Genomic DNA, 21224 nt, shown 5'->3' with positions numbered 1-21224 from the left:
CCGGGACCGCCCGGGTGACCTCCTGATTGAGCGCCCGCGATCGGGGCAGGCGCGCCGGTGTACGGAATGCCCGATCCTGTCGATTCGGAAGGAGACCGTTGTGAGCAAGGTGAAGGAGTCCATCGACGTGGACGTCCCGCTGCACAGCGCCTACAACCAGTGGACGCAGTTCGAGGACTTCCCGCGTTTCATGGAGGGCGTGGAGGAGGTCCGCCAGACCGACGACCGGCACTCGCACTGGACGACGAAGGTCGCGGGTGCGCGCCGCGAATTCGACACCGAGATCGTCGACCAACTCCCCGACGAGCGGATCTCCTGGCGCACCGTCGGCGGTGACGTCCAGCAGATGGGAGTCGTGACCTTCCAGCGCCTCGACGACTCCCACACCCGGGTGAGCCTGGCCATGGACTTCCACCCGAAGGGCATGGCCGAGAAGGCCGGTGACCTGCTCGGTGTCCTGGACCGGCAGGTCAAGGGCGATCTGAAGCGGTTCAAGGGCTTCATCGAGGAACAGGGCCGCGAGAGCGGAGGCTGGCGCGGCCGGCTCTCCCCCGAGGGCACCGGCGGCCAGGGCACCGGCGGTCAGGGCACCGGAGGTCAGGGCTCCGGCGGGCCCACGGCACTCGGCGACGCGCCGCCGCGCGAGCGGCCCCAGGCGCGGATGACCGGTGAGGGCGCACCGCCCCTGCCGGCGGACCCGGACGACATGCGACACGGCTGACCCGCCCCGATGCCCGGGCCCCGGCGCCCCGAACCACGGCGCCCCGAACCACGGCGCCGGGGCCCGGGCATCGCCGGTCCGTGCCGCCACCGTCACCCGGAAGGACAGGTAGACCCATGACCGAGTACGGCTACTTCCTCTCCTGCGAGGAGTTCACCCCGGCCCAACTGCTCGACCAGGCCCGGCTCGCGGCCGAGGCCGGCTTCACCCGGCTGGCCGTCTCCGACCACTTCCACCCGTGGAACGACGCCCAGGGCAGCAGTCCGTTCGTCTGGTCGGTGATCGGCGCCCTCTCGCAGACCGTCGACCTGCCGGTCACCACCCTCGTGACGTGTCCGACGGTCCGCCTGCACCCGGCGGTCACGGCGCAGGCCGCCGCCACCTCCGCCGTCCTGCTGGGCGGGCGCTTCACGCTGGGTGTCGGTACCGGCGAGGCGCTCAACGAGCACGTGCACGGGGATCGTTGGCCCTCGTTCGACGAACGGGCCGAGATGCTGGAGGAGGCCCTGGAGGTGATGCGCAAGCTGTTCACCGGCGAGCAGGTGTCCCACCGCGGCCGGCACTACACCGTCGACAACGCCCGCCTCTACACCGTCCCCGCCGAGGCACCGCCGGTCTACGTCTCCGGCTTCGGGCCGAACGCCGCCGCCCTCGCGGGCCGGATCGGGGACGGCTTCGTCACCATGACCCCCGACCGCGACCTGGTCGGCGCGTTCCGTGCGGACGGCGGCGCCGGCAAGCCGGTGATCGGCGGCGTGAAGGTCTGCTGGAACGACGACCGGGACAAGGCCGTCGACCTGGTGCACCGGCTCTGGCCGACCGAACTGCTGCCGGGCGAGCTCGCCCAACTCCTCCCCACCCCGGCCCACTTCGAGCAGGCCAGCGAACTGGTCACCCCCGAGATGGTGGCCGAGGCGGTGACCTGCGGCAACGATGTGGACGAGCACGTCGCGACGCTGCGGTCCTACGTCGACGCGGGCTTCGACGAGGTCTACGTCGGCCAGATCGGCCCCGACAACGAGGCCTTCTTCGACCACTACCGCCGCGAGGTCCTGCCGGCCCTCCCGCGCTGACAGCCCGCACCGCGCCGGGGGCGCTGACGGACCGGTCCGTCAGCGCCCCCGGCCGAGCGCGCTGTCCGCCAGCCCCGCCAGCAGCGCCGCCACGTCCTCATGGACCTCCAGCGCTCCGGCGGCCCGCAGGTCCCGTTCGCTCCAGCCGCCGGACAGGACGGCGACGCACGGCACCTCGGCGGTCGCCGCGGCCTGCACGTCCCACGGGGTGTCCCCGACGAAGACCGCCTCCTCGGGCCGCGCGCCGGCCTTGTCGAGCGCCGCCCGGACGAGGTCGGGGGCGGGCTTGCTCGCGTCGACGTCGTCCGCACCGGTGACGGCGGCCACCACGTCGTCCGCGTCGAGGACTTCGCGCATCACCGCGAGGTCCCGCCCGGAGGCCGAACTCGCCAGCACCACCGTCCACCCCCGGGCGGCGACCGCGCGCAACAGCGCGGCCGCCCCGTCGAAGGGCCGCAGCACGGGCCAGAAGCGGGCGTAGAGCGCCTGGTGGGCCGCGCTCAGGTCACCGTCCCCGGACCGGTCCCGGTCCCGGCCGAGGACGTGGTCGAGCAGCTGGTCGCCCCCCATGCCGATCGACGCGTGGATGCGCGCCATCGCCGGGGTGTGCCCGTACTGCGCCAGCGCCTCGGCCCAGGCGAGGGTGTGCAGGTAGTTCGTGTCGAGGAGGGTGCCATCGACGTCGAACAGCGCTGTCGGTGCCATCGGGCGCCTCCTGTCCGTCACGGTTCGCTCCGCCGCCGACGCTACGGCGGCCCCGGGCCGAACGCGACCGGGCCGGGCGCGTTTGACCTGCGCGGCGCCGGACAGGCGACGGTCATGACTGCATCGAGGCGCACCGAACGGGTCGTGGTGGTGACCGGCGCGAGTGCCGGAATCGGGCGCGCCTGCGTCCGGGACGGGCGCGCGGGGCACGGCGCCGCGGCGCTCGTGGCGTCCCCCGGCGCGTCCCTCGGCCCGAGCCGTCCCGCCCGCCCGCTTCGGTGAGCCCGGGACGGTGGCCGGGCGACGGGTGGGCCCGCGTGCCGTCGCCCGTGTCCGCGCACGGCGGGTGATAGGCAGAGGGGCATGACCCTCTCACACCCCGCCGCCCGGAGCGACGGTGCACGCGGGCGGTTCGAGCGGCTCGCCGAGGCCGCCTCCAACCTCACCAGCTCCCCGGCGTTCTCCGTGTTCTGCGTCCTGCTGGTGGCCGCCTTCGTCGCGGTCCACGCGGCCGGACTGTCGACGGAGTGGCAGATCCTCGTCGGCGACACCATGACCGCGATCACCCTGCTCCTGCTGGCGCTGCTCAAGAACGCCGAGCGCCGCGCCGAACACGCCATCCAGCGCAAGCTCGACGCGATCGCCGCCGCCCTGCTCGAACAGAACGAGGGCCACGAGGGCGAGGCCCACCTGGCGCTCCGCGAGGCCATTCGGATGGAGGAGCGGCTCTGAACCCCCGCCCGGTCCGGGCGGCCACCGCGCCCCCGGCCCGGCCCGCCCGCCGGGCGGAGCCCCGCAGCGAGGGGCACCATGGGAGGAGTACCGCCGTTCGGCCCGGGCGCCCGCGACGCGGTCGCGAGGCACGCGAGCGCCGACCCGACAGACCCTCGCCCCTGGAGGTCACGTGAGGTCACCTCAACTCCTGGCCCAGCCCCTGGGCGTCTACCTGAACGACCACCTCACCGGAGCGTTCGGCGGCGCCGCACTCGCGCGCCGGATGGCCGACTCCCATGCCGACAGCCGGCGCGCCGCCGAACTGCGCGAGCTGGCCCGGCAGGTCGAGGAGGACCGCGACGAACTCGTCCGCATCATGAACCGGCTGGGCGTGCCGGTACGGCACTACCGCACCTGGCTGGGCATCGCCGGCGAACGCATCGGGCGGCTCAAGCCCAACGGCACCCTGGTCCACCGCGCCCCGCTGTCCGACCTGGTCGAGCTGGAGATGATGCGCACCGGGGTCGCGGGCAAGACCGCCCTCTGGCGCGCGCTGCGCGCCATCGCCGACGAGGAGCCCCGCCTCGGCCGCGACGACCTGGACCGGCTCATCGCACGCGCCACCGACCAGGCCCGCACGCTGGACGGCTGGCACCGCCTGGTCAGCGCCGAGGTGCTCGCCGGGGGCGGCGCCGGATCCGGCGGGCCGTCGCCGCTCTGAACGCGGGGGCGTGGAACTCCGAACCGGGGGAAGACGCCTGCCACCGCTGGTGACACCGACCTTGGAGGCTGTTCGGGATGGTTCCTCTGCTGCTCGTCCTGCTGCTGGTCCTGATCCTCTTCGGAGCCGGATTCGCCCTGAAGGCCCTCTGGTGGGTGGCCCTCGCGGTGTTGGTCATCTGGCTGCTCGGCTTCGTCGCGCGCGGCGCGAGCAGTTCGGGCGGCCGGGGCCGCTGGTACCGCTGGTAGACCTCGGGCCTGGCACGGGGCGCGGCCCGCCGCTCTCCGTGCCGGGCTTTGCCGCGGCCTTGCTGCGAACCGGTGGTGTCCGGAACGGGTGGGAATGTCCTCGCCCGTCCGGGGGAAGACGTGGCCCGGACCGTCCTTCCCCCCGACCCCTTGGGAGTGCACTGTGGCAGGCGACGACTTCGTCATCGACGTGAGCCGGATCCGGGACGAGGCCCGGAAGAAGATGGCCGAGGGCGCGGTGACCAGCACCTACGGCCTCGACACCGAGAAGGTGATCGCCGTTCTGAACGACGTGGTCGCCACCGAGGTGGTCTGCTGGCTGCGCTACACGCGGCACGCCATCTCGGCCAGCGGCATCGACCGGGCCCAGGTGGCGGCCGAGTTCACCGAGCACGCCGCCGAGGAGATGCAGCACGCGCTGCGGGCCGCCGGACGCATCGCGCAGCTCGGCGGCGAGCCCGACTTCGACCCCAGCACCCTCGCCAGTCGTGCCCACACCGACTACACCACGCCGGACGAGAAGGACCTCACGGCGATGCTGGAGCACAACCTGCTGGCCGAACGCATCGTCATCTCCACCTACCAGGAGATCGCCCGCTGGCTCGGGGACCACGACCCGACCACCCGCCGCCTCATCGAGTCCATCCTCGAAGAGGAGGAGGAGCACGCCGACGACCTCACCGACCTGCTCGCCATCTGATTCCCGGCCGGCGGGCCGCCACCGGTGGATTGGCCGGCCCGCCGACGGACAGACGCACAGCATGGAACGGCCGACGGCCGACGGCGGTCGTGCGATCCGGGGAGACTGCGATGATCAAGATCCTCTACAAGCCGCTCGGGCTCCTGTTCGGCGTTCTCGGCGGGCTGATCGCGGGGGCCCTGTTCCGGCGCCTGTGGGCGCTCCTCGGACACGAGGAGGACGCGCCGGAGGCCACCGACCAGGAGCGCACCTGGCGGGAGGTGCTGACCGCGGCCGCCCTGCAGGGAGCGCTGTTCGCCCTCGTGAAGGCCGCGGTGGACCGCGGCGGCGCGGTCGGCACCCGCCGCCTGACCGGCACCTGGCCCGACTGACCCGCGGCCCGGCGAAGCCGCCCGGGCACGGGCCGCCGGCGACACAGGAGGGCAGACCCATGAAGGAGTTCGACCGCGAGCGGGCCCACCGGAAGTCCGAGGACCTCTCCCACCTCAAGGACGAGGTGGACGAGAAGAACACCGAGCACATCGATCGGGCCCGCCAGGTCCCGCGCGACGGCGGTGACCGCTCCGAGGACGGGGATGGCGACGCCGCCGAGCAGGCGTCGCGGCGGAGAGTCTGATCCGACCGCCCCCGCCCCCGGCCCTGCCCGATCGGGCAGGGCCGGGGGCGGGGGCATGTTAGGGCCGCGGTCGGTCGGGTAGACGAGGCCCAGCGAGGGGAGGGCACCGGGGGCCGAACGGACCGAAGGGACTCCCGACATGCTGCTGCTCGGACCTCTGCTGATGGCCGCCGCCGGCGCGTTCACCGGCCTGCTGATCGCGGACAACCTCAACGGCGGGCCCGACTACCAGGTCTCCGTCCTCGGATCCGACCTGGTGACGCTCAACAGCCTGGCGATCTTCCTCGCCGGGGTGGCGCTCGCCCTGCTCTTCTGCCTCGGACTGGCCCTGATCGTCCTCGCCCGGCGGACCCGCCCGGTGCGGCTCGGCGCCCACCGCAGGGGCCGCCCGGAGGGCTACCCCGCTCCGGTCGAACCCGTCCCGTCGCGGCCGGTCGCGCCCGCGACGCCCGTCCAGCGCGACGACCCCCGCCGACCGGCCGACCCGGCCGGCCGACCCGAGCCCCAGACCTACGCGCTCGACCCGCAGGCCCTCACCCAGGAGCAGCAGGCCTACCCGCCCGACCCGCAGGCCCTCACCCAGGAGCAGCAGGCCTACCCGCCCGAGCCGCAGACCTACGCGCGCGACCCGCGAGCCGTCGCGCCCGAACAGCCGCAGGAGGAGGAGCGGCCCGCCGAGCCCGGACGGGGCGGCCGGATCCGGCACCTCTTCGGCCACTGACCGCGTCGTGGTGATCCACGGCAGGCCACGATCCGCAGGTTAGCCGGCCCGCATCGCGGGCACCCGCACCGGCGGACATGAACGGCTACGCGAGGAGACAGACGCGATGGAGCGGCGGGACCAGGTGGCGTTGGCCGGAGTCGACGGCGGCACCGGCGGTACGGGCAGCCACGGTCGCGAACTGGTGGCTCTGGTGCGACGGCTCGGGCTCGGGCTGCGCAGCCGGGGCTGGGAGATGGTGCGCGGGGTACGCCCGCGCACGGTGCTGGGCCTGGGACTGGCCTCGCTCGCCCTGCTGGCGGTCGGGTTGCTGCCCGCCCCGGCGACGGTCTTCTGGGCGTTCACCGGCGGCTGGGCGCTGATCCTCGCGGCGTCCTTCGCCGTGCTGCGCCTGTGCGCCGAGGGCCACCGGAGCGGACGGTGAACGCCCTGCCGCGGTCCCGCGGCCCGCTCTCCGAGGCGGTGCTCGACCTCGTCACCGCCGGACCGCCCGCTGCGGGGCGGCTCCTGACCGAACCGGGCCCGCTCACCGACCCGTGGGGCGAGGACCACCAGCTCGCCCTCCACCTCTGCTACGAACTCCACGACCGGGGCCTGCCGGGCGTCGACCCCGAGTGGGAGTGGGATCCCGGCCTGCTCGCCCTCCGCCGCGACCTGGAGCGGGCCTTCCTGGCGGCTGTGCGCGCCGAGGTGGAGCCCGTACGGCCGCTGCCGGAGGCGCTGGAGAGCCTGCTGACCGAGCCGCCGGACGGCTCCGGGCCCTCGCACTTCCTGCTCGCCGAGGGCGAGCGCTGGCAGGCCCGTGAGTACCTGGTGCACCGCTCGGTCTACCACCTCAAGGAGGCCGACCCGCAGCTGTGGCTGGTGCCCCGGGTGCACGGTCCGGCGCAGGCGGTCCTGATGGCGATCGCCTACGACGAGTACGGCGCCGGGCGCCCGGACCGCGCGCACGCGCTGCTGTTCGCGCGGATGATGGCCGACTTGGGCCTCGACCCCGAGTACGGCCACTACATCGACCTGGTCCCCGCACCCGCGCTGGCCGTGGTCAACCTGATGATGCTCTTCGGCCTGCACCGGGCGCTGCGCGGCGCGGGGGTCGGCCACTTCGCGGCCCTGGAGGTCACCTCCTCGCCCGGCTCGGCCCGGCTCGCCACCGCGCTGGAGCGGCTCGGCGCGGGGCCGGACGGCACGCTCTTCTACCGCGAGCACATCGAGGCGGACGCCGTCCACGAGCAACTGGTGCGGCGTGGCGTGGTCGAGGAACTGGTCTCCGCCGAGCCCGGGTTGGCGGCCGACATCGCCTTCGGGGTGGCCGCCGCCGCGGCGGTCGACGACCGGTTCGCCGCCCATCTGCTCGACCACTGGCGGGCCGGCCGCAGCTCACTGCGCTCACCCCTGCCCGACTCACCCCTGCCCGGCGGCGTCGGCGCGGCCCCCTCCCGCGGCTGAGCCCTCCCCGAGCGAGCCCTCCCCGGCGGCGCGCTCCCCGGCCGGGACCGAGTCCGGCCGGGGAGCGCGCCGCCGTCGGTGGCTGGTGTCGCAGAACGGGTAGCGGCGGCTCCGCCGGCAGGCGCAGAGCGCCACCACCGGCCGCTCCGAGCGCCGCACGGTGCCGTCCGGCAGTGTCACCTCGACGGGGCCCTCGACCAGCAGCGGCCCGCCCGCCACGATCGTCACCCGGGTGAAGTCGGCCGCGCGCGGCTCACCGCTGCCGAACACCGCGCACCACCGCCAGGTCCTCCGCGCGTTCGCCGGGCGCGATCAGCCCCAGCCGTTCGAACAGGCCGGCGCGCGCCGTCATCACCGGGCCGAACGCCTGGCGCCGCCGCGCGGCCACCGAGGCGCGCAGCCCGGACCGCCGCAGCGCGGTCAGCGTCGCCGGGACGTCCGCCAGGGAGGACTGCACGATCAGGAGCACCCCGCCGGGAGCGAGCAGGCGGGGCGCCTCGCGGCAGATCCGGTCCAGCACCAGTCGCCCGTCCCGCCCCGCGTCCCAGGCCAGGGCCGGCCCGCGCCCCGGAGCGTCCGCGGCGTCGTCGACCGGCACGTACGGCGGATTGGCGGTGATGAGGTCGAACCGTTGCCCGGCGACAGGACGCAGCAGGTCCCCGCGGCGCAGCCGGACGCGACGCCGGTGCAGCCGGGTGTTCAGCCAGGCGGCCGCGACGGCGCGGCCCGACAGGTCCACGGCGGTGACCCGGGCGCCGGACCCGGCGGCGGCCAGTGCCACCGCCCCCGTGCCGGTCCCGACGTCGAGTACCCGGCTGGTGGGGCCCAGCGGCTCGCGGCGCAGGCTGGAGATGAGCAGTTCGGTGTCGCCCTGGGGCGGATAGACGCCCGGCGGTCTGATCAACAGCATGCCGGGCGGCTGCCCGGATCAGCGCCGCCCACACCTCGCCGGCCCGCTCGGCCTACCGTTGTCCCCCGTCCTCCGGGGGCGCCTCCTCCTCCTTCTCCTCGGGCCAGGTGCTGGTGTCACGCGGGGTGACGTAGGGCTCCCGGTCCTTGGGGAAGCCACCGGCGATGGCCCGCTGACGGGAGAGCTCGGCATCGAACTCCAGGCCGAGCAGGATCGCGAGATTGGACAGCCAGAGCCAGACCAGGAAGACGATCACGCCGGCGAGGGTGCCGTACGTCCGGTTGTAGGACGAGAAGTTGGCGACGTACACGGCGAAGCCCGCCGAGGCGGCCAGCCAGATCAGCACCGACAGGACGCTGCCGGGGGTGACCCAGCGGAAGCCGCGGCCGCGGACGTTGGGCGCGGCCCAGTACAGGACCGCGATCATCAGGATCACCAGCACCACCAGGACGGGCCACTTGGCGTAGGACCACACCCGTAGCGCGGTGCTGCCCAGCCCGAGCGCGCGGCCGACCCGGTCCGCGATCGGCCCGGTGAAGACCACGATGACGGCGCTCGCGGCGAGCAGCACCATGAGGAGGAGGGTCAGCCCCAACCGCAGCGGCGTGACCTTCCAGAGCGGGCGCCCCTCGGCGATGTCGTAGACGGCGTTGGCGGCGCGGATGAAGGCGCCGACGTACCCGGAGGCCGCCCAGAGCGCGGCCACCAGGCCCAGCACGGCGAGGACCGAGCTCGGGCCGCTGTTGTCCCTGAGCTGGTCGACGGCGTTGCGCAGGATGTCCCGGGCCGGGCCCGGTGTGAGGTGCTGGAGGTTGTCGAGGATCGCGTCGGTCGCGGAGCGGCCGATCACACCCAGCATCGCCACCAGGACGAGCAGGGCGGGGAAGATCGCCAGCACCCCGTAGTAGGTGAGCGCCGCCGCCCGGTCGGGGAGCTCGTCCGCGAGGAACTCCCCGCCGGTGCGGCGCACGACGGCCCGCCACGAGCGGCGGGGCAGATCGGACGGGCTCCGCGGGGCGGCGGGGGCGCTGTCCGGTCCGGCCGGCTCGGGGCCGGTGTCCGGTCCGGAGCGGCCGGTCGGCCCGGGCGGGGGAGGGGTCTCGGGGCCGTCGGACGGGTGGGTGGGCTCGGGCGCGGGTTCCATGCGGCGCGCCTGCCCCGGACCGGCTCCCTCAACCGCTGCGGCCGCCCCGCTGGTGCCGGCGGCCGCGGCGCGTGCGGGAAGCCCTGCTTCCGGACAGGTTCCCTCCCGGCCGGGCGGCATGGCCCGCCCCTGCCTGGGCAGGTTCTCTGAGCACGGCAGGTGGCCGGCTCCACGAGCCGGCGATCGTGCGTGGCCCTCGTCCTGCCTCGTGGCCCCGTCTCCTGACCGACTCCGACTGGCCTCCTTCCTGCTGGCCCTCCTCCTGTTCCTACTGGCCCTCTTTGCGACTGGAGAGACCGATGGCGATGACCGGCTCCGTCCCCGGGGACTCCCCGCTCACCTTCGGTGTCGAGGAGGAGTTCCTGCTGGCCGACACCCGCAGCCGGGCCGCCGCGCCCCGGGCGGCCGAGGTCATCGCCGACGCGCGGCCGGTCCTGGGCCCGCGCGTGCAGGGTGAGTTCTTCGCGAGCCAGCTGGAGATCCGTACCGACCCGGCGTCGACCTCCGCCGACCTCCGCGCGCAACTGGCGGCCGGCCGGCAAGCGGTGGCGGCCGCCGCGGCCCGGCACGACTGCCTGCTGGTGGCGTCGGCCACGGCGCTGCTCACCCGCCACCCGCTGCCGATCACCGACGCCCCCCGGTACCGGGAGATCGCCCGGCGCGTCGGCCCGCTCGCGACCGGCGCCGGCGGAGGCGAGCTGAGCGGCCTCCACGTGCACCTCGGCACCTTCGACCGGGCCGAGGCGCTCCGGCTGAGCCACCGCCTGCGCCCGTGGCTGCCGGTGCTCCAGGCGCTCATGGTCAACTCCCCCTTCGCCGACGGCCGGGACCGCAACTGCGCCAGCTGGCGCGCCCTGCAATACGGGCGGTGGCCCACCGTCGGCCCCGCGCCGGTGCTCGACGAGCGGGGCTACGACGCGCTGGCCGACCGGCTGGTCACCGACGGCACCGTCCTGGACCGGCGGATGATCTACTGGTATGCGCGTCCGTCGGAGCACCTGCCGACCCTGGAGATCCGGGTCGCCGACGTCAACGCCGACCTCGACGCCACCCTGTTGTTCGCCGTGCTGCTGCGCGGCCTCGCGAGCTCGCTGCTGTACGAGGCCGAGCGGGACGCGCCGGCACCGGACGTCACCGACGCCCAGCTGGCCGCGGCCCACCGGCAGGCCGCCCTGCACGGCCTGCGGGGGACGGGCGTCGACCCGTCCGGAACGTCCCGCCCGATGATCCAGCTGCTCCACCTGCTGCTGCGCCGCGGCACCCCCGGCCTGGAGGCCCACGGTGACCTCGCCGAGGCCCGCGCACTCCTCGGCGCCGTCCTCGCCACCGGCACCGGAGCCGAACGGCAGCGTGTCTTCCACCGCCGCCACGGCTCGCTCCACCACGTGGTGGACGGCCTCGCCGCCCTGACCGCCCGCGCCTGAGGGGCCCGGCCCCGCAGGCCCGGAGAGCCTCGGGGAAGCCCCGCCGGGGCGTCCTCCAGCCTGCTCCCGGGCGTCCGGCAGGACGTCAGCGTCGGCGGTAGGTTCTCCACGGTGACCTTGATGGAGACAGGGGGCCTGACGTCCACGACGGACGGGGCGCGAATCCGCTGGACAGCGCTGGGCGACACGACTCGGACGCCGCCCGTGGTCATGCTCCACGGGGGCCCGGGCCTTCCGGACCAGCTGTGCGAACGCGACCAGGCCGGACCGGGGGACAGGCCCGGATGGCCGGTCAGTGCCGGAGCTTGTGCCAGGTGCGGCGGGCGGTGGCGAGTTGCTCTCCGGTCCCGGCGCGTTGGAGGGCGTACAGCAGGCCGTAGCCGAAGGTGGGCTGGCCGGCGTCGCCCGCGGCGGCCGCCACCGGGAGGAGGGCCTGTTCGGCGACGACGCCGTCCTGATGGGCGCCGAGGGCCTTCTGGATCCGCTTCATGCGCTTGCCGAAGCGTCGGCCGGCCGTACCGGCCAGCGGCGACAGGCTCTCCGCGGTGTAGCGGGCGCGCTTGGCCGCCTTGCGGGCGCGGTGCAGCGCCTGGTCACGGTCGGTACCGGCGGGCAGGTCCAGCGCGCCGCGCAGCCGTCGCCCGGTACGCCGCTGCTCGCGCTTCAGCGCGCGGCGGGCCTGCCCGGCGCCCCGCTCGGCGCGTGCCCGCAGGGGCGGCGCCGCGGCGAATTCGTCGAGGGCGTCGAGCAGCGCGTAGTACCGGCGCCCGTCCATCGTGTGGACGGCGGCGCGGTGGGCGCGGGCGTAGCGGTGGTCGAACCAGGCGGAGATCCGCTCGGCGACCTCCCCGGGCCGGGCCACCGGCGGCAGGTCCCCCGCCTGGGTGCCGAGCCGTTCGCCGAGGACTTCGGCGTCCCGGGCCTTCCCCAGCACCTTCCCGAGCCAGCGCAGTTCCTCGGCGAGGTGGTCGGTGGTGGCGCGGTCCAGCAGGCGGCGGTGCGCGGTGAGCGCGCTGCGCAGCCGGCGGACGCTCACCCGCATCCGGTGCACCGAGTCGGGCCGGTCCAGGCGGACGGCCGGGTCGAGGTCGTGGAGCGTCGCCGTCTGCTCCCGCAGGTAGGCGGTGAGGACGGCGCCGACCGACCCGGCGGGCGGCGCGGTGGGCCGCCGGTCCGGCGGCAGGCGGTCGGCCAGCAGCCGGCCGAGCTTGGACGGCGCGGCCGTCCGGCGGAGTCCGTCCTCGCGCAGCCGGCGATCGACCGCGTCGAGGAGGTCGGGCCCGCCGTCGACCAGTTCCACCTCGGTCTCGGTCCAGGTGACGAGTTCGGTGCGCGGCCCGGACCCGTCGGACCGGGCCGCCGCCTGCGGGCCCCGGAGGCGGCTTCCGTCGAGGTTCTGGCCCTCATCGAGGTTCTGGCCCTCGTCTAGGAGCCGACCCGGGTCGAGGATCTGGGCGGACACCTCGTCCTGGGCCAGTTCGGCCAGGGTGCGGTGTCCGGCGTCGAGCAGCAGGGTCCGGTCCCGGCGGGTGCGCAGGTGGGCGACCGGCGCCAGCCGGCTGCCCCGGGCGGCGCCGCGGGTGCGGGTCACCAGCTCCTCCGGGGGCCGGCGGGCCGTCCCCGCTTCGAGTGGAAGCCGCAGCTCGGTGCGGTGCCCGTCGGGGTGCGGGATCTTGAGGTGCCAGCCCGCGTCGTGCCCGCCGGTCCGCCTGCGCACGGTGATGCCGCCGCGCAGGAGCCGCAGGTCGGGCGTGTCGTAGTAGACCGCGTCCAGGATCTCCGCGGTGCCGGCTGCGATCTCGGCCACGCCCGGCAGCCCGTCGGGGGCCAGCGCCCGGCTCGGGGCTCCGTCGTAGCTCTGTTCGGTCTCCTCGTGGACAGTCGCCATGGAGGTCGCCTGCCCGGATCGGGCGCACTCAATCGCGCGGTCCCGGTGGTCCGGAGGCCCTGTCCGGACCACCGGATACAGACCCGCCGCGAGCCCGGGCGCCCCGAGCGGTGGCGGCCTGCCGTAACCGGCGGTGCGCGGCGGCCCGCCGGTGCTAGCGTCGCGCCATGTCCAAGGCTGAGATCGACACGCTGACCGCCGAGTTCTTCGGGTCCTTCGACAACCGGGAGGGCCGGGCCGCCGATGTCGCCCGGGTCCGCCGGCTGATGATCCCGGGCGGCGTGATCGTCCTGACCGGTCCGGCGTTCACGGTGTACACCGTGGAGGAGTTCGTCGAGCCCCGCGAGCGGCTGCTGACCGAGGGCCGGCTGGTCGAGTTCTCCGAGTGGGAGGTCTCCGAACGCACCGAGATAGCGGGCGACATCGCTTCACGGTTCGGCGAGTACCGCAAGTCCGGGATCCTGGACGGCGAGCCCTTCGAGGGCGGCGGCACCAAGACCATCCAGTTCGTCCGGACCCCGGAGGGCTGGCGGATCGCGGCGTTCTCCTGGTTCGACGCGGTCTGAGCGCGGTGGTGGTCTGAGTAAGGGGACGGCCCGCGCGCGGGGGCGGCCGGGCCGGGACGGCCGTGGTACCGCCCGAGGGCGTCAGGAGACCGCCTTGAGCCGGCGGCCGGACCGCGCCTTGCCGACGGCCTCCTGCAACTCCTCACGGTTCATGGTGGAACGGTGGGGGATGTCCAGCTCGGTGGCCAGCTTGTAGAGCCCGGCCTTGGTGAGCTCGGACAGCTCCGACGCCTCGGCCGCGCCGGCGGGCTTCGAGGTGGAGCCGCCGGAGGCGGTGCTCTTCTTTCCACCGGTCTTCTTTCCACCGGTCTTCGCGGGTGCCCGTTCCTTACCGGAGGACGCGGTGCTCCGGGAGGACTTCTTCGTCGCCTCCGCGGAGTCGCCCTTGCCGGCGCTGTCGAGGCTGCGGCGCAGGGCGTCCATGAGGTCGATGACGTTGGTGGCCTCGGGGGCCGGGCCGCTGGACACGGCGATCTCGCGGCCGGCGAGCTTGTCCTCGATGAGCTGTTTGACCTGGTCCTCGTAGGTGTCGTGCCACTCGCCCGGGTCCCAGTCGACGGCGAGCATGCCGATGAGCTGCTCGGCGGTCTTGATCTCCTGGGTGGACAGCTCGACCTTCTCGGGGAGGTCGTCGATCTCCCGGCGCGGGTCGCGGACCTCGTCGGCGAAGTGCATGGTGTGCAGTTCCAGCAGGCCGTTCTCGGAGCGGATGGCGGTCAGGTACTCCTTGCCGCGCATCGCGAACATCGCCAGTCCGACCTTGCCCGCGTGGTCGAGGGACTCCACGAGGAGGGCGTAGACCTTCTGGTACTCCTTGCCCTTGGGGCCGAGGTAGTAGGTCTTGTCGAAGAAGATCGGGTCCACCTCGGCGAGGTCGACGAAGCCGGCGATGTCGATGGTGCGTGAGCGGCCGGGGGAGATCTGCTCCAGCTCGTCCGGCTCCACGACGACGTACTCGCCCTCGGCGACCGGGTAGCCCTTCACGATCTCGCCGAAGTCGACCTCCCTGCCGGTGCGCTCGTTGACCCGCTTGTTGCGGACGCGGTCCGAGGTGCCGCGCTGCAGCTGGTGGAAGCGCACGTCGTGGGACTGCGTCGCGGTGTACAGGGAGACGGGCACGGTGACCAGGCCGAAGGTCAGGACTCCGGTCCACACGGGTCGGGCCATGGCGGCTGTCCTCTCTCGCCCCCGTCGGCGGCCCGCCGGCGTCCGCGCCGGGCCGGTGCTCCGCGTGCGGTGACGGGCCTGCGGGCGCCGCCGCCTACTGGGCCCCGCTCGGAGGCACGACGACGCCCTACCTGGTGTGTGGACAGCCGCTCACCTGCTCAAACCCCGACGGGAGAGGTATGACGGGCCGTGTTCGATCCCGCTGCCCAGCGTGCTCACTCCTCGTCGGGCACGATGTGCATGGCCGCCTCCTCGGCGCCCGCGGCGCCGCCGTCGATGCCGACGTCGGAGGCGAACATACCCTTGGTGGTGTGCGCGTGAGCCCCCTCGTCCGGTGCGACGAGCCGTCCCGCCCGACGGTCGCCGGCCTCGGCGTCCAGCAGCTCGCCCTCCCCGCCCGGCAGGTCGCCGATGCCGTCGCCCTCGCCGTCGGCGACGTCGGGCAGCTCCCGGGCCAGCCGGGCGTCGAGGCTCTCGCCCTCGCGCTGTTCCGCCGGGGTGGTTCCCGCGCCGGTCACGCCGAGCGGCTTCTCCGGCGGTGAGTACCCCTCGTCGAGGATGTCGTCGTACGTGCGCTCGTCCAGTGCGTCCTGGAGGTCGAGCGGCGTCGCGTCCTCCTGCTCGTCGTCGCCGCCGACGGGCTGGTAGACGTCGTCACCCCTGCTGTGGTCAACCATGAACAACTCCTGACTCCTGTGGTCCGGGGCTGGGAACCGGACGCGCCGGCTGCCCGGGGCGCCCACCCCCTGGTGCGAAGTGGGGCGCGCGCCCCGGTCTGAGCCCCTGTCAGGGCGCCTGGGTGTCCGCCGCCGGCGGCTCGGGCTCCTCGTCGTCGCCGTCCTCCGCCTTGGCGCGGACGTCCGCCGGGGTGGGGGCCACGATCGAGCGCTCCTCGGCGGACCGCTCGCGGGTCTCCTCGTCCGGCTGCTCGGTGTCGTCGGGTGTGGTCATGGCCGCGGTCCTCTCTTCGGTGTGTCCGACAGCAGTACCAAGCGCTTGCCCGGAGTGCCTGCTCCCACGCCGGGTGTGATCCCGCTCAAGCGAGCTAGATGGTCAAGGTTTTGTTAGAAGCTATCACTAACACTATTGACCCTCAGGGTCGTTCTGCGTTACAACTTCTAACGAACACGTGAGCATCTATCTATCTCAGCCTGGCATGCGTGGTGCCGCCGTGCACTCCGCCGATCCAAGGAGACCCTCATGGCCGCCACGGTCCAGTCGCCCCACGCCCGCGAAGACCGGCAAGAAGACCGGCACGAAGGTCGGCGTGGAGGTCGGCGTGGAGACCGGCCCGTCCCGAGGTCGGTGACGGTCGCCGCCTGGGCGGTTCCGCTGCTGGTGGTGGGCCAGTTCGCGCTGCTCGCCGTCCTCCCGGTGGTGCTCGCCCTCGTCGGCGCCCTCCGGTCCGTCCGTGACCGGGCGGTGCGGCGGGCGGTCTTCCTGCTCGCCGCCGCGTACGCCGCCCCACTGGTGGTGTGGCTGGTCCGGCCCGACGGGGCGCAGAGCCTGTCCAAGGACATGCACCCCGGGTTCGCCGGGCTGATCGTGGCGGCGTCCGCCGCCCTCCTCGCCACCCTCCACCGGGCCCGGAAACAGCGCTGCCCCGGCCGGTGACGTGCCCCACCGAACACCGCCCGCCGCGCCGGGCCCGACGCCCGCCGCGCACCCGATGGGCCATGTCCGCCTACGACCGATCAAGGGGAACCCCATGTCCGGCATTCGCAGCACCGGCCTCCGTGCCGCCCTGTGCACCGTCCCGCTCGTCGTCGGCCTGCTCGGCGCGGCCGCCCTGCCCGCCGGGGCCGCCACCGGGCCCGGCTCCCGGCCCGGTGCGTCCCTGACCTGCGGCGGGAAGGGCGTCGACCCCGACGCACTCGTCCGCCACCGGACCGAGACCATGATCCACGCGCCGCTGGGCGTCGTCTGGACGCTGCAGACCGACGTGGAGCGCTGGCCGGCCTGGCAGCCCCCCGTCACGACGGCGGACCGCCTCGACGACGGCGGACCGCCTCGACGACGGCCCGCTCCGCAGGGGTTCGGCCTTCCGGTGGACGACGCCGGTGCCCCCGAATCCCTCGACCCCCGCCACCAACCTGGTGATCACCTCGACCGTCGAGCAGCTCAAGCGCGACTCCTGCATCCGCTGGACCGGCCCCGCGATCGGTGCGGGCCTGCACATCGACGGCGTCCATGTGTGGAGCTTCGTCAAGGTCAGGGGCGGTGTCCTGGTGCGCACCGAGGAGACCCACACCGGGCCCCAGGTCGATGCGAACGTGCCCGCCGCGACCGAGATCCTCGCGCAGGGCCTCGAATCCTGGCTGCGCGACCTGAAGAGCACCGCCGAGGCCCGAGCGCACGGCCTGTCGTCCTGAGCGGCCGTACGAGCTCGGCCGTACTGAGCCTGCCGGCGAACCGCCGTCCGGCCCGCGCTCCGGCGCGGGCCGGACGGCGGTCGCGTGTCCGGCCCCCGGCGGTCACGAGAGCCCCGGGACCTTGCTCGCAGCCGCTCACCGACAGATTCCCTTGTCTTGACAAAGAATCCTGTCGGAAGCATTCTGGAGGGGTGCTGGACGTCGCTGTGATCGAAGAGCCCGCCGCGGCCGAGGCTTCCCTGGACCCGATCCGGTCCCGGATCCTCGCCGCCCTGGCCGAGCCCGGCTCGGCCACCATGCTGGCCGGCCGCCTCGGGCTGCCCCGGCAGAAGGTCAACTACCACCTGAAGGAGCTGGAGCGTCACGGGCTCGTCGAACTCGCCGAGGAACGGCGTAAGGGCAACGTCACCGAACGGGTGTACCGCGCCACCGCCGCCTCCTACGTGATCTCCCCGCTCGCCCTGGCCGCCGTGCGCCCGGACCCGGTCCGCTCGCCCGACCAGCTCTCGGCCCGTTGGCTGCTGGCCCTGGGGTCACGGCTGGTCCAGGAGGTCGGGCAACTGCTGACCGGCGCCTCCCGGGCCGGCCGGCGGGTCGCCTCCTTCGGCATCGACGCGGAGGTGCGGTTCGCCTCGGCGGCCGACCGGGCGGCCTTCGCCGAGGAGCTGTCCCGGACCGTGGCCGCCCTCGTCGGCCGCTATCACGACGAGAGCGCGCCGGGCGGCCGGACCCACCGGGTGGTCGTCGGGCTGCACCAGATCCCCGACCCGGCCGGGCCGCCGGGCGCCACCGGGGCGCCCCCGGCGACGAACTCCGAAGCGGCGGAGGAGGACCGACGATGACGCACCCGTTCGAGATCGAGCTGGAGACCACGCTGCCGGCGAGCCCCGAACAGGTCTGGGAGGCGATCGCCACCGGCCCGGGGATCGACTCCTGGTTCATGGGCCGCAACGAGGTGGAACCGCGTGAGGGCGGCACGGCGGCCATGGAGACCGGCGGCCACCGGGAGGAGGCCCTGGTCACCGCCTACGAACCCGGCAAGCGGCTGGCCACCCGCACGTCACCCGGCGAGGACGGCCGCTTCATGGCCTTCGAGTACCTCATCGAAGGCCGTGGCGGCGCCGCCACCGTCCTGCGCGTCGTCCACAGCGGCCTCCTCGGCGACGACTGGCAGGACGAGTACGACGCGCTGCGCCGCGGCTGGCCCTTCCACCTGGGCACGCTGGCCCAGTACCTGACCCACTTCGCCGCCCGCACGGCCGTCCCGGTGTTCGCCGCGGCGCCGACCGGCCGGCGGACGGCGCAGGACGTCCGGGCGGCCCTCGCCGGCGCCCTGTCGCTGCCCACCCCGGTGACCGTCGGCGCCCGGGCGCAGGCCGAGCCGGCCGGCCTGCCGCCGCTGGACGGCGAGGTGGTCTGGGCCGACGACGAACGCTTCGGGCTGCGCACGGCGGACGGCCTCTACACCTTCCACCACGGCGCCGGAACGGCGTTGATGTTCCACCACCTGTTCGGAGCGGACACCGACGGAGCCGAGGACGCCTGGCAGCGGTGGCTCGTACGAGTACTCGGCTGACCGCCGCCCGGATATCCCGACCGCACCCGAGAACGACACCGAGGACCACCATGCGCACTCTCATCAGCACCGCGTTCGTCTCCCTCGACGGAGTCGTCGAGGCGCCGGGCGGCGAGCCCGGCTACCGCAACTCCGGATGGACCTTCAAGGACGTCGAGTTCCTCCCCGAGGCCTTCGAGATCAAGGGGCGCGAGCAGGAGGAGTCCACCGCCATCCTGCTGGGCCGCACCAGCTACGAGGCCTTCAGCCCCGTCTGGCCGGACATGGCGGAGTTCGCCCGCTACCGGACGATGCCGAAGTACGTCGTCTCGACCACGCTCACCGCGGACAAGCTGGTCACGAACTGGGGCGAGACCAGCATCCTGCGCTCGCTGGACGAGGTCGCCGCGCTCAAGGAGACCGAGGGCGGCCCGATCATCGTCCACGGCAGCGCCACCCTGAACCACGGCCTCTCCGACGCCGGCCTGATCGACCGCTACCACCTGCTCGTCTACCCGCTGCTGCTCGGCGCCGGCAAGCGCCTGTTCAGCACCACGGACAAGGACGCGCAGAAGCTGCAGCTCGTCGAGCACGAGGTCTACTCCAACGGCCTCCAGAAGCAGATCCTCGACGTCCTCCACTGACCGGGCACCCTCCCGGCCCGCGCCGCCCCCCACCGCGTCCCGCCCGGCGGCCCTCGCCGGGCGGGACGGGGTGGACCCCGGGGGCTACCAGGGGACGGCTTCGCCGTGGAGGTCCAGGAACTGGAGGCCGGGGGTGCCGGCCTGGGCTTCGAGGACGTCGACGACGGCGGGGATGCTCTCCCGGGGGTCGAGCGGCGCGTCGAAGCCGCCGAGTTCCGTCCGGTTGTGGCCGGGGTCGATGAGCAGCTTGGTCCGGCCGTCGCCGGCCTGGCGGGTGGCGTAGCTGCGCATCAGCTGGTTCAGGGCGGCCTTGCTGGCCTTGTAGAGCTCGTAGCCCTCCTCGGTGTTCCGGGTGATGCTGCCCTGGTCGGAGGACATGACGGCGACCGTGCCGCCGGGTACGACGAGGTCGTGGAGGGCGGCGAGGGCGCGCAGGGGGCTCAGCGCGTTGGTGATCATCACCTCCGTGAACTCGTGGGTCGGGACCTCGTCGATCGGCCGGTTGCTCAGGTTGATCGCGGCGTTGACGAAGAGCAGGTCGAGCCGGCGGCCGTCCAGGCGCTCGCGCAGGGCGGACAGCTCTCGCGGGCTGGTCATCTCCAACGACTCGATCCGCAGCCGGCCGTTCCGGGCGTCGGCGATCGCCCGCAGTCCGGCGCTGTCCCGGCGGGTGGTGGCGATCACCTGCCAGTCGCGTCGGGCGAGTTCGTCGGCGAGGACGAGCCCCAGGCCCCGGGAGGCTCCGACGACGAGGGCCCGGCGGGCGGATGCGGTGGGTGTGGCGGACACAGGCGCTCCCTGATGGTTGGGGGACTCAACCTAGACGAGTCGTTGCGTCTAGACAACAGGATTCGGGCCGGTCCCGGTACTGTGTCCCGCATGCCCGCCACGAGCTCCGCGCCCCGCAGACCCCACTCCGGCAACCGGCGCGACGAGACCGCACGTCAGGCCGTGCTCCACGCCGCGGACGACCTGCTGGTCGAGCACGGGTTCGGCGCGCTCACCATCGAGGCGATCGCGCGCCGCGCCGGGGTCGCCAAGCAGACGATCTACCGCTGGTGGCCCTCCAAGGTCGAGATCCTGCTCGACACGCTCATCGAGGACACCGAGAAGCAGCTCCCCGTCCCGACCGAGGAGGCGCCCACGGCGGAGACCGTCCGCGCCTACCTGGCCCGGTTCGCGGAGTTCCTCGCCGTCGACCCGGCCGGCCGGGTCCTGCTCGCGCTGCTCGCCCAGGCGCAGCATGATCCCAGGACGGCCGAGCGCCTCCAGGAGCGCTACCTCGGCCCTCGCCGCGGTCGGGAGCGCGACCTGGTCGTCCGCGGGATCGACGCGGGCGCGTTCTCGCCCGGACTCGACCCCGACGCCGTCGTCGACGGCCTCGTCGGCCCGGTCGTCTACTGCGCCCTGACGGGGTCGCGCGTCTCCGCCGCCCTGGTGGACACCCTCGTCCAGGACCTGCTGAGGCCCCGCGCGGGCTGAGTGCCCGCCCGACCGGTTCCGCCCGGGTGCTACGTCGGACCCTCCGGCCGCTGCCTCGGCCGCGCGGCCGCGTAACCGGCCGCGCTGCGGACCGCGGGGCCGACACCCGCCCGGAGCCCGGCCTTGTTCAACGAGCGCAGGGCCACGAGCAGGAAGCCGATGTCATCCAGCAGGATCGGGTCGGGCAGCAGGTCCACCGGGCTGATCAGATAGGCGATGGACGCCCAGAAGAGCACCTTCTTCGACATCGGGATGCCGGCCGAGCCCAGCAGTCTCCGGGCCCGGACCAGTTTGACCACCAGGACGACCGCCACCACCACGGTGACCGCGACGATCCCGCCGGCCACCCACCAGAACACGCTTCCGCCGTCCACCCCGGCCACCTTTCGCTCGAACCGACCGCT

General features: G+C 74.1%; 28 protein-coding genes and 1 pseudogene. 19 read left to right on the top strand and 10 right to left on the bottom strand.

Annotated features, from left to right (window positions below; all coding sequences use genetic code 11):
* Positions 1 to 100 precede the first annotated feature (100 nt).
* Positions 101 to 559, top strand: a pseudogene (locus OG618_RS03420) (SRPBCC family protein); the annotation flags it as partial.
* A 278-nt stretch (positions 560 to 837) separates the two neighbouring features.
* Positions 838 to 1794, top strand: a complete 957-nt coding sequence (locus tag OG618_RS03415) for a TIGR03557 family F420-dependent LLM class oxidoreductase (RefSeq protein WP_329485638.1) — start codon at positions 838 to 840, stop codon at positions 1792 to 1794.
* Between the two features lie 39 nt (positions 1795 to 1833).
* Here OG618_RS03415 and OG618_RS03410 read toward each other — a convergent pair whose 3' ends face one another.
* On the bottom strand, positions 1834 to 2499 hold the full coding sequence (locus OG618_RS03410) for an HAD family hydrolase (protein ID WP_329485637.1): 666 nt from the start codon (positions 2497 to 2499) through the stop codon (positions 1834 to 1836).
* Positions 2500 to 2862: 363 nt separating this feature from the next.
* On the opposite strand from OG618_RS03410, the gene OG618_RS03405 reads away from it, so the two are divergent.
* From OG618_RS03405 to OG618_RS03365, 9 genes are all read left to right on the top strand, one after another.
* Positions 2863 to 3231 carry a low affinity iron permease family protein gene (locus OG618_RS03405; protein WP_329485636.1) on the top strand — a complete coding sequence of 123 codons (369 nt, stop codon included), beginning with the start codon at positions 2863 to 2865 and terminating at the stop codon, positions 3229 to 3231.
* Between the two features lie 172 nt (positions 3232 to 3403).
* Positions 3404 to 3934, top strand: coding sequence for a hypothetical protein (locus OG618_RS03400; protein ID WP_329485635.1), 531 nt, complete (start codon positions 3404 to 3406; stop codon positions 3932 to 3934).
* Positions 3935 to 4011: 77 nt separating this feature from the next.
* Entirely contained in the window at positions 4012 to 4182 is a 171-nt protein-coding gene (locus OG618_RS03395) for a hydrophobic protein (RefSeq protein ID WP_329485634.1), read from the top strand.
* Between the two features lie 223 nt (positions 4183 to 4405).
* A complete protein-coding gene (locus OG618_RS03390; protein WP_329491993.1) occupies positions 4406 to 4882 on the top strand; it encodes a ferritin-like domain-containing protein in 477 nt (158 codons plus the stop codon).
* A 110-nt stretch (positions 4883 to 4992) separates the two neighbouring features.
* The gene (locus OG618_RS03385; RefSeq protein WP_329485633.1) at positions 4993 to 5253 is read left to right on the top strand and encodes a DUF4235 domain-containing protein; all 261 of its coding nucleotides are present in this window, start codon (positions 4993 to 4995) and stop codon (positions 5251 to 5253) included.
* Between the two features lie 59 nt (positions 5254 to 5312).
* Positions 5313 to 5498, top strand: coding sequence for a hypothetical protein (locus tag OG618_RS03380; RefSeq protein WP_329485632.1), 186 nt, complete (start codon positions 5313 to 5315; stop codon positions 5496 to 5498).
* Between the two features lie 139 nt (positions 5499 to 5637).
* Positions 5638 to 6219, top strand: coding sequence for a hypothetical protein (locus tag OG618_RS03375; protein WP_329485630.1), 582 nt, complete (start codon positions 5638 to 5640; stop codon positions 6217 to 6219).
* Between the two features lie 106 nt (positions 6220 to 6325).
* The gene (locus tag OG618_RS03370; RefSeq protein ID WP_329485629.1) at positions 6326 to 6643 is read left to right on the top strand and encodes a hypothetical protein; all 318 of its coding nucleotides are present in this window, start codon (positions 6326 to 6328) and stop codon (positions 6641 to 6643) included.
* Entirely contained in the window at positions 6640 to 7668 is a 1029-nt protein-coding gene (locus OG618_RS03365; protein WP_329485628.1) for an iron-containing redox enzyme family protein, read from the top strand. The genes OG618_RS03370 and OG618_RS03365 overlap by 4 nt, the downstream gene beginning before the upstream one ends.
* Here OG618_RS03365 and OG618_RS03360 read toward each other — a convergent pair.
* From OG618_RS03360 to OG618_RS03350, 3 genes are read right to left on the bottom strand one after another with little or no spacing between them, the layout of a single operon-like run.
* Entirely contained in the window at positions 7624 to 7938 is a 315-nt protein-coding gene (locus OG618_RS03360) for a CDGSH iron-sulfur domain-containing protein (RefSeq protein WP_329485627.1), read from the bottom strand. The genes OG618_RS03365 and OG618_RS03360 overlap by 45 nt on opposite strands.
* A complete protein-coding gene (locus OG618_RS03355; protein WP_329485626.1) occupies positions 7922 to 8578 on the bottom strand; it encodes a HemK2/MTQ2 family protein methyltransferase in 657 nt (218 codons plus the stop codon). Before OG618_RS03355 ends, OG618_RS03360 begins: the two co-directional genes overlap by 17 nt.
* Before the next feature lie 52 nt (positions 8579 to 8630).
* On the bottom strand, positions 8631 to 9722 hold the full coding sequence (locus tag OG618_RS03350; protein ID WP_329485625.1) for a YihY/virulence factor BrkB family protein: 1092 nt from the start codon (positions 9720 to 9722) through the stop codon (positions 8631 to 8633).
* Positions 9723 to 10021: 299 nt separating this feature from the next.
* On the opposite strand from OG618_RS03350, the gene OG618_RS03345 reads away from it, so the two are divergent.
* The gene (locus tag OG618_RS03345) at positions 10022 to 11146 is read left to right on the top strand and encodes a carboxylate-amine ligase (RefSeq protein ID WP_329485624.1); all 1125 of its coding nucleotides are present in this window, start codon (positions 10022 to 10024) and stop codon (positions 11144 to 11146) included.
* Between the two features lie 292 nt (positions 11147 to 11438).
* Here OG618_RS03345 and OG618_RS03340 read toward each other — a convergent pair whose 3' ends face one another.
* On the bottom strand, positions 11439 to 13034 hold the full coding sequence (locus OG618_RS03340; protein WP_329485623.1) for a CYTH and CHAD domain-containing protein: 1596 nt from the start codon (positions 13032 to 13034) through the stop codon (positions 11439 to 11441).
* A 167-nt stretch (positions 13035 to 13201) separates the two neighbouring features.
* Here OG618_RS03340 and OG618_RS03335 point away from each other — a divergent pair, with 167 nt between their 5' ends.
* Positions 13202 to 13600 carry a DUF4440 domain-containing protein gene (locus OG618_RS03335; protein ID WP_329485622.1) on the top strand — a complete coding sequence of 133 codons (399 nt, stop codon included), beginning with the start codon at positions 13202 to 13204 and terminating at the stop codon, positions 13598 to 13600.
* Positions 13601 to 13681: 81 nt separating this feature from the next.
* Here OG618_RS03335 and ku read toward each other — a convergent pair whose 3' ends face one another.
* The 3 genes from ku to OG618_RS03320 form a co-directional block, all read right to left on the bottom strand.
* Entirely contained in the window at positions 13682 to 14767 is a 1086-nt protein-coding gene (gene ku, locus OG618_RS03330; protein WP_329485621.1) for a non-homologous end joining protein Ku, read from the bottom strand.
* Between the two features lie 215 nt (positions 14768 to 14982).
* A complete protein-coding gene (locus OG618_RS03325) occupies positions 14983 to 15444 on the bottom strand; it encodes a DUF5709 domain-containing protein (RefSeq protein ID WP_329485620.1) in 462 nt (153 codons plus the stop codon).
* Positions 15445 to 15553: 109 nt separating this feature from the next.
* Entirely contained in the window at positions 15554 to 15718 is a 165-nt protein-coding gene (locus tag OG618_RS03320) for a hypothetical protein (RefSeq protein ID WP_329485618.1), read from the bottom strand.
* 354 nt (positions 15719 to 16072) lie between these two features.
* Between OG618_RS03320 and OG618_RS03315 the strand changes: the two genes are divergently transcribed.
* The 5 genes from OG618_RS03315 to OG618_RS03295 all read left to right on the top strand — a co-directional run bounded on the left by OG618_RS03315 (position 16073) and on the right by OG618_RS03295 (position 19338).
* On the top strand, positions 16073 to 16381 hold the full coding sequence (locus OG618_RS03315; RefSeq protein WP_329485617.1) for a hypothetical protein: 309 nt from the start codon (positions 16073 to 16075) through the stop codon (positions 16379 to 16381).
* Positions 16382 to 16827: 446 nt separating this feature from the next.
* Positions 16828 to 17139, top strand: a complete 312-nt coding sequence (locus tag OG618_RS37980) for a hypothetical protein (protein ID WP_442906756.1) — start codon at positions 16828 to 16830, stop codon at positions 17137 to 17139.
* A 191-nt stretch (positions 17140 to 17330) separates the two neighbouring features.
* Positions 17331 to 17981, top strand: a complete 651-nt coding sequence (locus OG618_RS03305) for an ArsR/SmtB family transcription factor (protein WP_329485616.1) — start codon at positions 17331 to 17333, stop codon at positions 17979 to 17981.
* Positions 17978 to 18715, top strand: coding sequence for an SRPBCC family protein (locus OG618_RS03300; protein WP_329485615.1), 738 nt, complete (start codon positions 17978 to 17980; stop codon positions 18713 to 18715). Before OG618_RS03305 ends, OG618_RS03300 begins: the two co-directional genes overlap by 4 nt.
* 50 nt (positions 18716 to 18765) lie before the next feature.
* On the top strand, positions 18766 to 19338 hold the full coding sequence (locus tag OG618_RS03295; protein WP_329485614.1) for a dihydrofolate reductase family protein: 573 nt from the start codon (positions 18766 to 18768) through the stop codon (positions 19336 to 19338).
* A gap of 84 nt (positions 19339 to 19422) precedes the next feature.
* Here the strand turns inward: OG618_RS03295 and OG618_RS03290 are convergent, their stop codons facing one another.
* The gene (locus OG618_RS03290) at positions 19423 to 20127 is read right to left on the bottom strand and encodes an SDR family NAD(P)-dependent oxidoreductase (RefSeq protein ID WP_329485613.1); all 705 of its coding nucleotides are present in this window, start codon (positions 20125 to 20127) and stop codon (positions 19423 to 19425) included.
* A gap of 90 nt (positions 20128 to 20217) precedes the next feature.
* Between OG618_RS03290 and OG618_RS03285 the strand changes: the two genes are divergently transcribed.
* Positions 20218 to 20820, top strand: a complete 603-nt coding sequence (locus OG618_RS03285; protein ID WP_329485612.1) for a TetR/AcrR family transcriptional regulator — start codon at positions 20218 to 20220, stop codon at positions 20818 to 20820.
* 29 nt (positions 20821 to 20849) lie between these two features.
* On the opposite strand, the gene OG618_RS03280 is transcribed toward OG618_RS03285, so the two are convergent.
* Positions 20850 to 21194 carry a YkvA family protein gene (locus OG618_RS03280; protein ID WP_329485610.1) on the bottom strand — a complete coding sequence of 115 codons (345 nt, stop codon included), beginning with the start codon at positions 21192 to 21194 and terminating at the stop codon, positions 20850 to 20852.
* Between the last annotated feature and the right edge of the window lie 30 nt (positions 21195 to 21224).

Source organism: Kitasatospora sp. NBC_01246, assembly GCF_036226505.1.
Classification (GTDB): domain Bacteria; phylum Actinomycetota; class Actinomycetes; order Streptomycetales; family Streptomycetaceae; genus Kitasatospora.
This window is presented reverse-complemented; position numbering and strand designations above follow the sequence as displayed.

What these genes read in the sequence shown, in the direction of transcription:
- OG618_RS03300 (WP_329485615.1), top strand. Translation starts at nt 17,978, where the DNA reads ATGACGCACCCGTTCGAGATCGAGCTGGAGACCACGCTGCCGGCGAGC.
- OG618_RS03385 (WP_329485633.1), top strand. Translation starts at nt 4,993, where the DNA reads ATGATCAAGATCCTCTACAAGCCGCTCGGGCTCCTGTTCGGCGTTCTC.
- OG618_RS03410 (WP_329485637.1), bottom strand. Translation starts at nt 2,499, where the DNA reads ATGGCACCGACAGCGCTGTTCGACGTCGATGGCACCCTCCTCGACACG.
- OG618_RS03335 (WP_329485622.1), top strand. Translation starts at nt 13,202, where the DNA reads ATGTCCAAGGCTGAGATCGACACGCTGACCGCCGAGTTCTTCGGGTCC.
- OG618_RS03345 (WP_329485624.1), top strand. Translation starts at nt 10,022, where the DNA reads ATGGCGATGACCGGCTCCGTCCCCGGGGACTCCCCGCTCACCTTCGGT.
- OG618_RS03325 (WP_329485620.1), bottom strand. Translation starts at nt 15,444, where the DNA reads ATGGTTGACCACAGCAGGGGTGACGACGTCTACCAGCCCGTCGGCGGC.
- OG618_RS03370 (WP_329485629.1), top strand. Translation starts at nt 6,326, where the DNA reads ATGGAGCGGCGGGACCAGGTGGCGTTGGCCGGAGTCGACGGCGGCACC.
- OG618_RS03285 (WP_329485612.1), top strand. Translation starts at nt 20,218, where the DNA reads ATGCCCGCCACGAGCTCCGCGCCCCGCAGACCCCACTCCGGCAACCGG.
- OG618_RS03320 (WP_329485618.1), bottom strand. Translation starts at nt 15,718, where the DNA reads ATGACCACACCCGACGACACCGAGCAGCCGGACGAGGAGACCCGCGAG.
- OG618_RS03295 (WP_329485614.1), top strand. Translation starts at nt 18,766, where the DNA reads ATGCGCACTCTCATCAGCACCGCGTTCGTCTCCCTCGACGGAGTCGTC.
- OG618_RS03375 (WP_329485630.1), top strand. Translation starts at nt 5,638, where the DNA reads ATGCTGCTGCTCGGACCTCTGCTGATGGCCGCCGCCGGCGCGTTCACC.
- OG618_RS03405 (WP_329485636.1), top strand. Translation starts at nt 2,863, where the DNA reads ATGACCCTCTCACACCCCGCCGCCCGGAGCGACGGTGCACGCGGGCGG.
- OG618_RS03390 (WP_329491993.1), top strand. Translation starts at nt 4,406, where the DNA reads ATGGCCGAGGGCGCGGTGACCAGCACCTACGGCCTCGACACCGAGAAG.
- OG618_RS03380 (WP_329485632.1), top strand. Translation starts at nt 5,313, where the DNA reads ATGAAGGAGTTCGACCGCGAGCGGGCCCACCGGAAGTCCGAGGACCTC.
- OG618_RS03355 (WP_329485626.1), bottom strand. Translation starts at nt 8,578, where the DNA reads ATGCTGTTGATCAGACCGCCGGGCGTCTATCCGCCCCAGGGCGACACC.
- OG618_RS03395 (WP_329485634.1), top strand. Translation starts at nt 4,012, where the DNA reads ATGGTTCCTCTGCTGCTCGTCCTGCTGCTGGTCCTGATCCTCTTCGGA.
- OG618_RS03350 (WP_329485625.1), bottom strand. Translation starts at nt 9,722, where the DNA reads ATGGAACCCGCGCCCGAGCCCACCCACCCGTCCGACGGCCCCGAGACC.
- ku (WP_329485621.1), bottom strand. Translation starts at nt 14,767, where the DNA reads ATGGCCCGACCCGTGTGGACCGGAGTCCTGACCTTCGGCCTGGTCACC.
- OG618_RS03415 (WP_329485638.1), top strand. Translation starts at nt 838, where the DNA reads ATGACCGAGTACGGCTACTTCCTCTCCTGCGAGGAGTTCACCCCGGCC.
- OG618_RS03340 (WP_329485623.1), bottom strand. Translation starts at nt 13,034, where the DNA reads ATGGCGACTGTCCACGAGGAGACCGAACAGAGCTACGACGGAGCCCCG.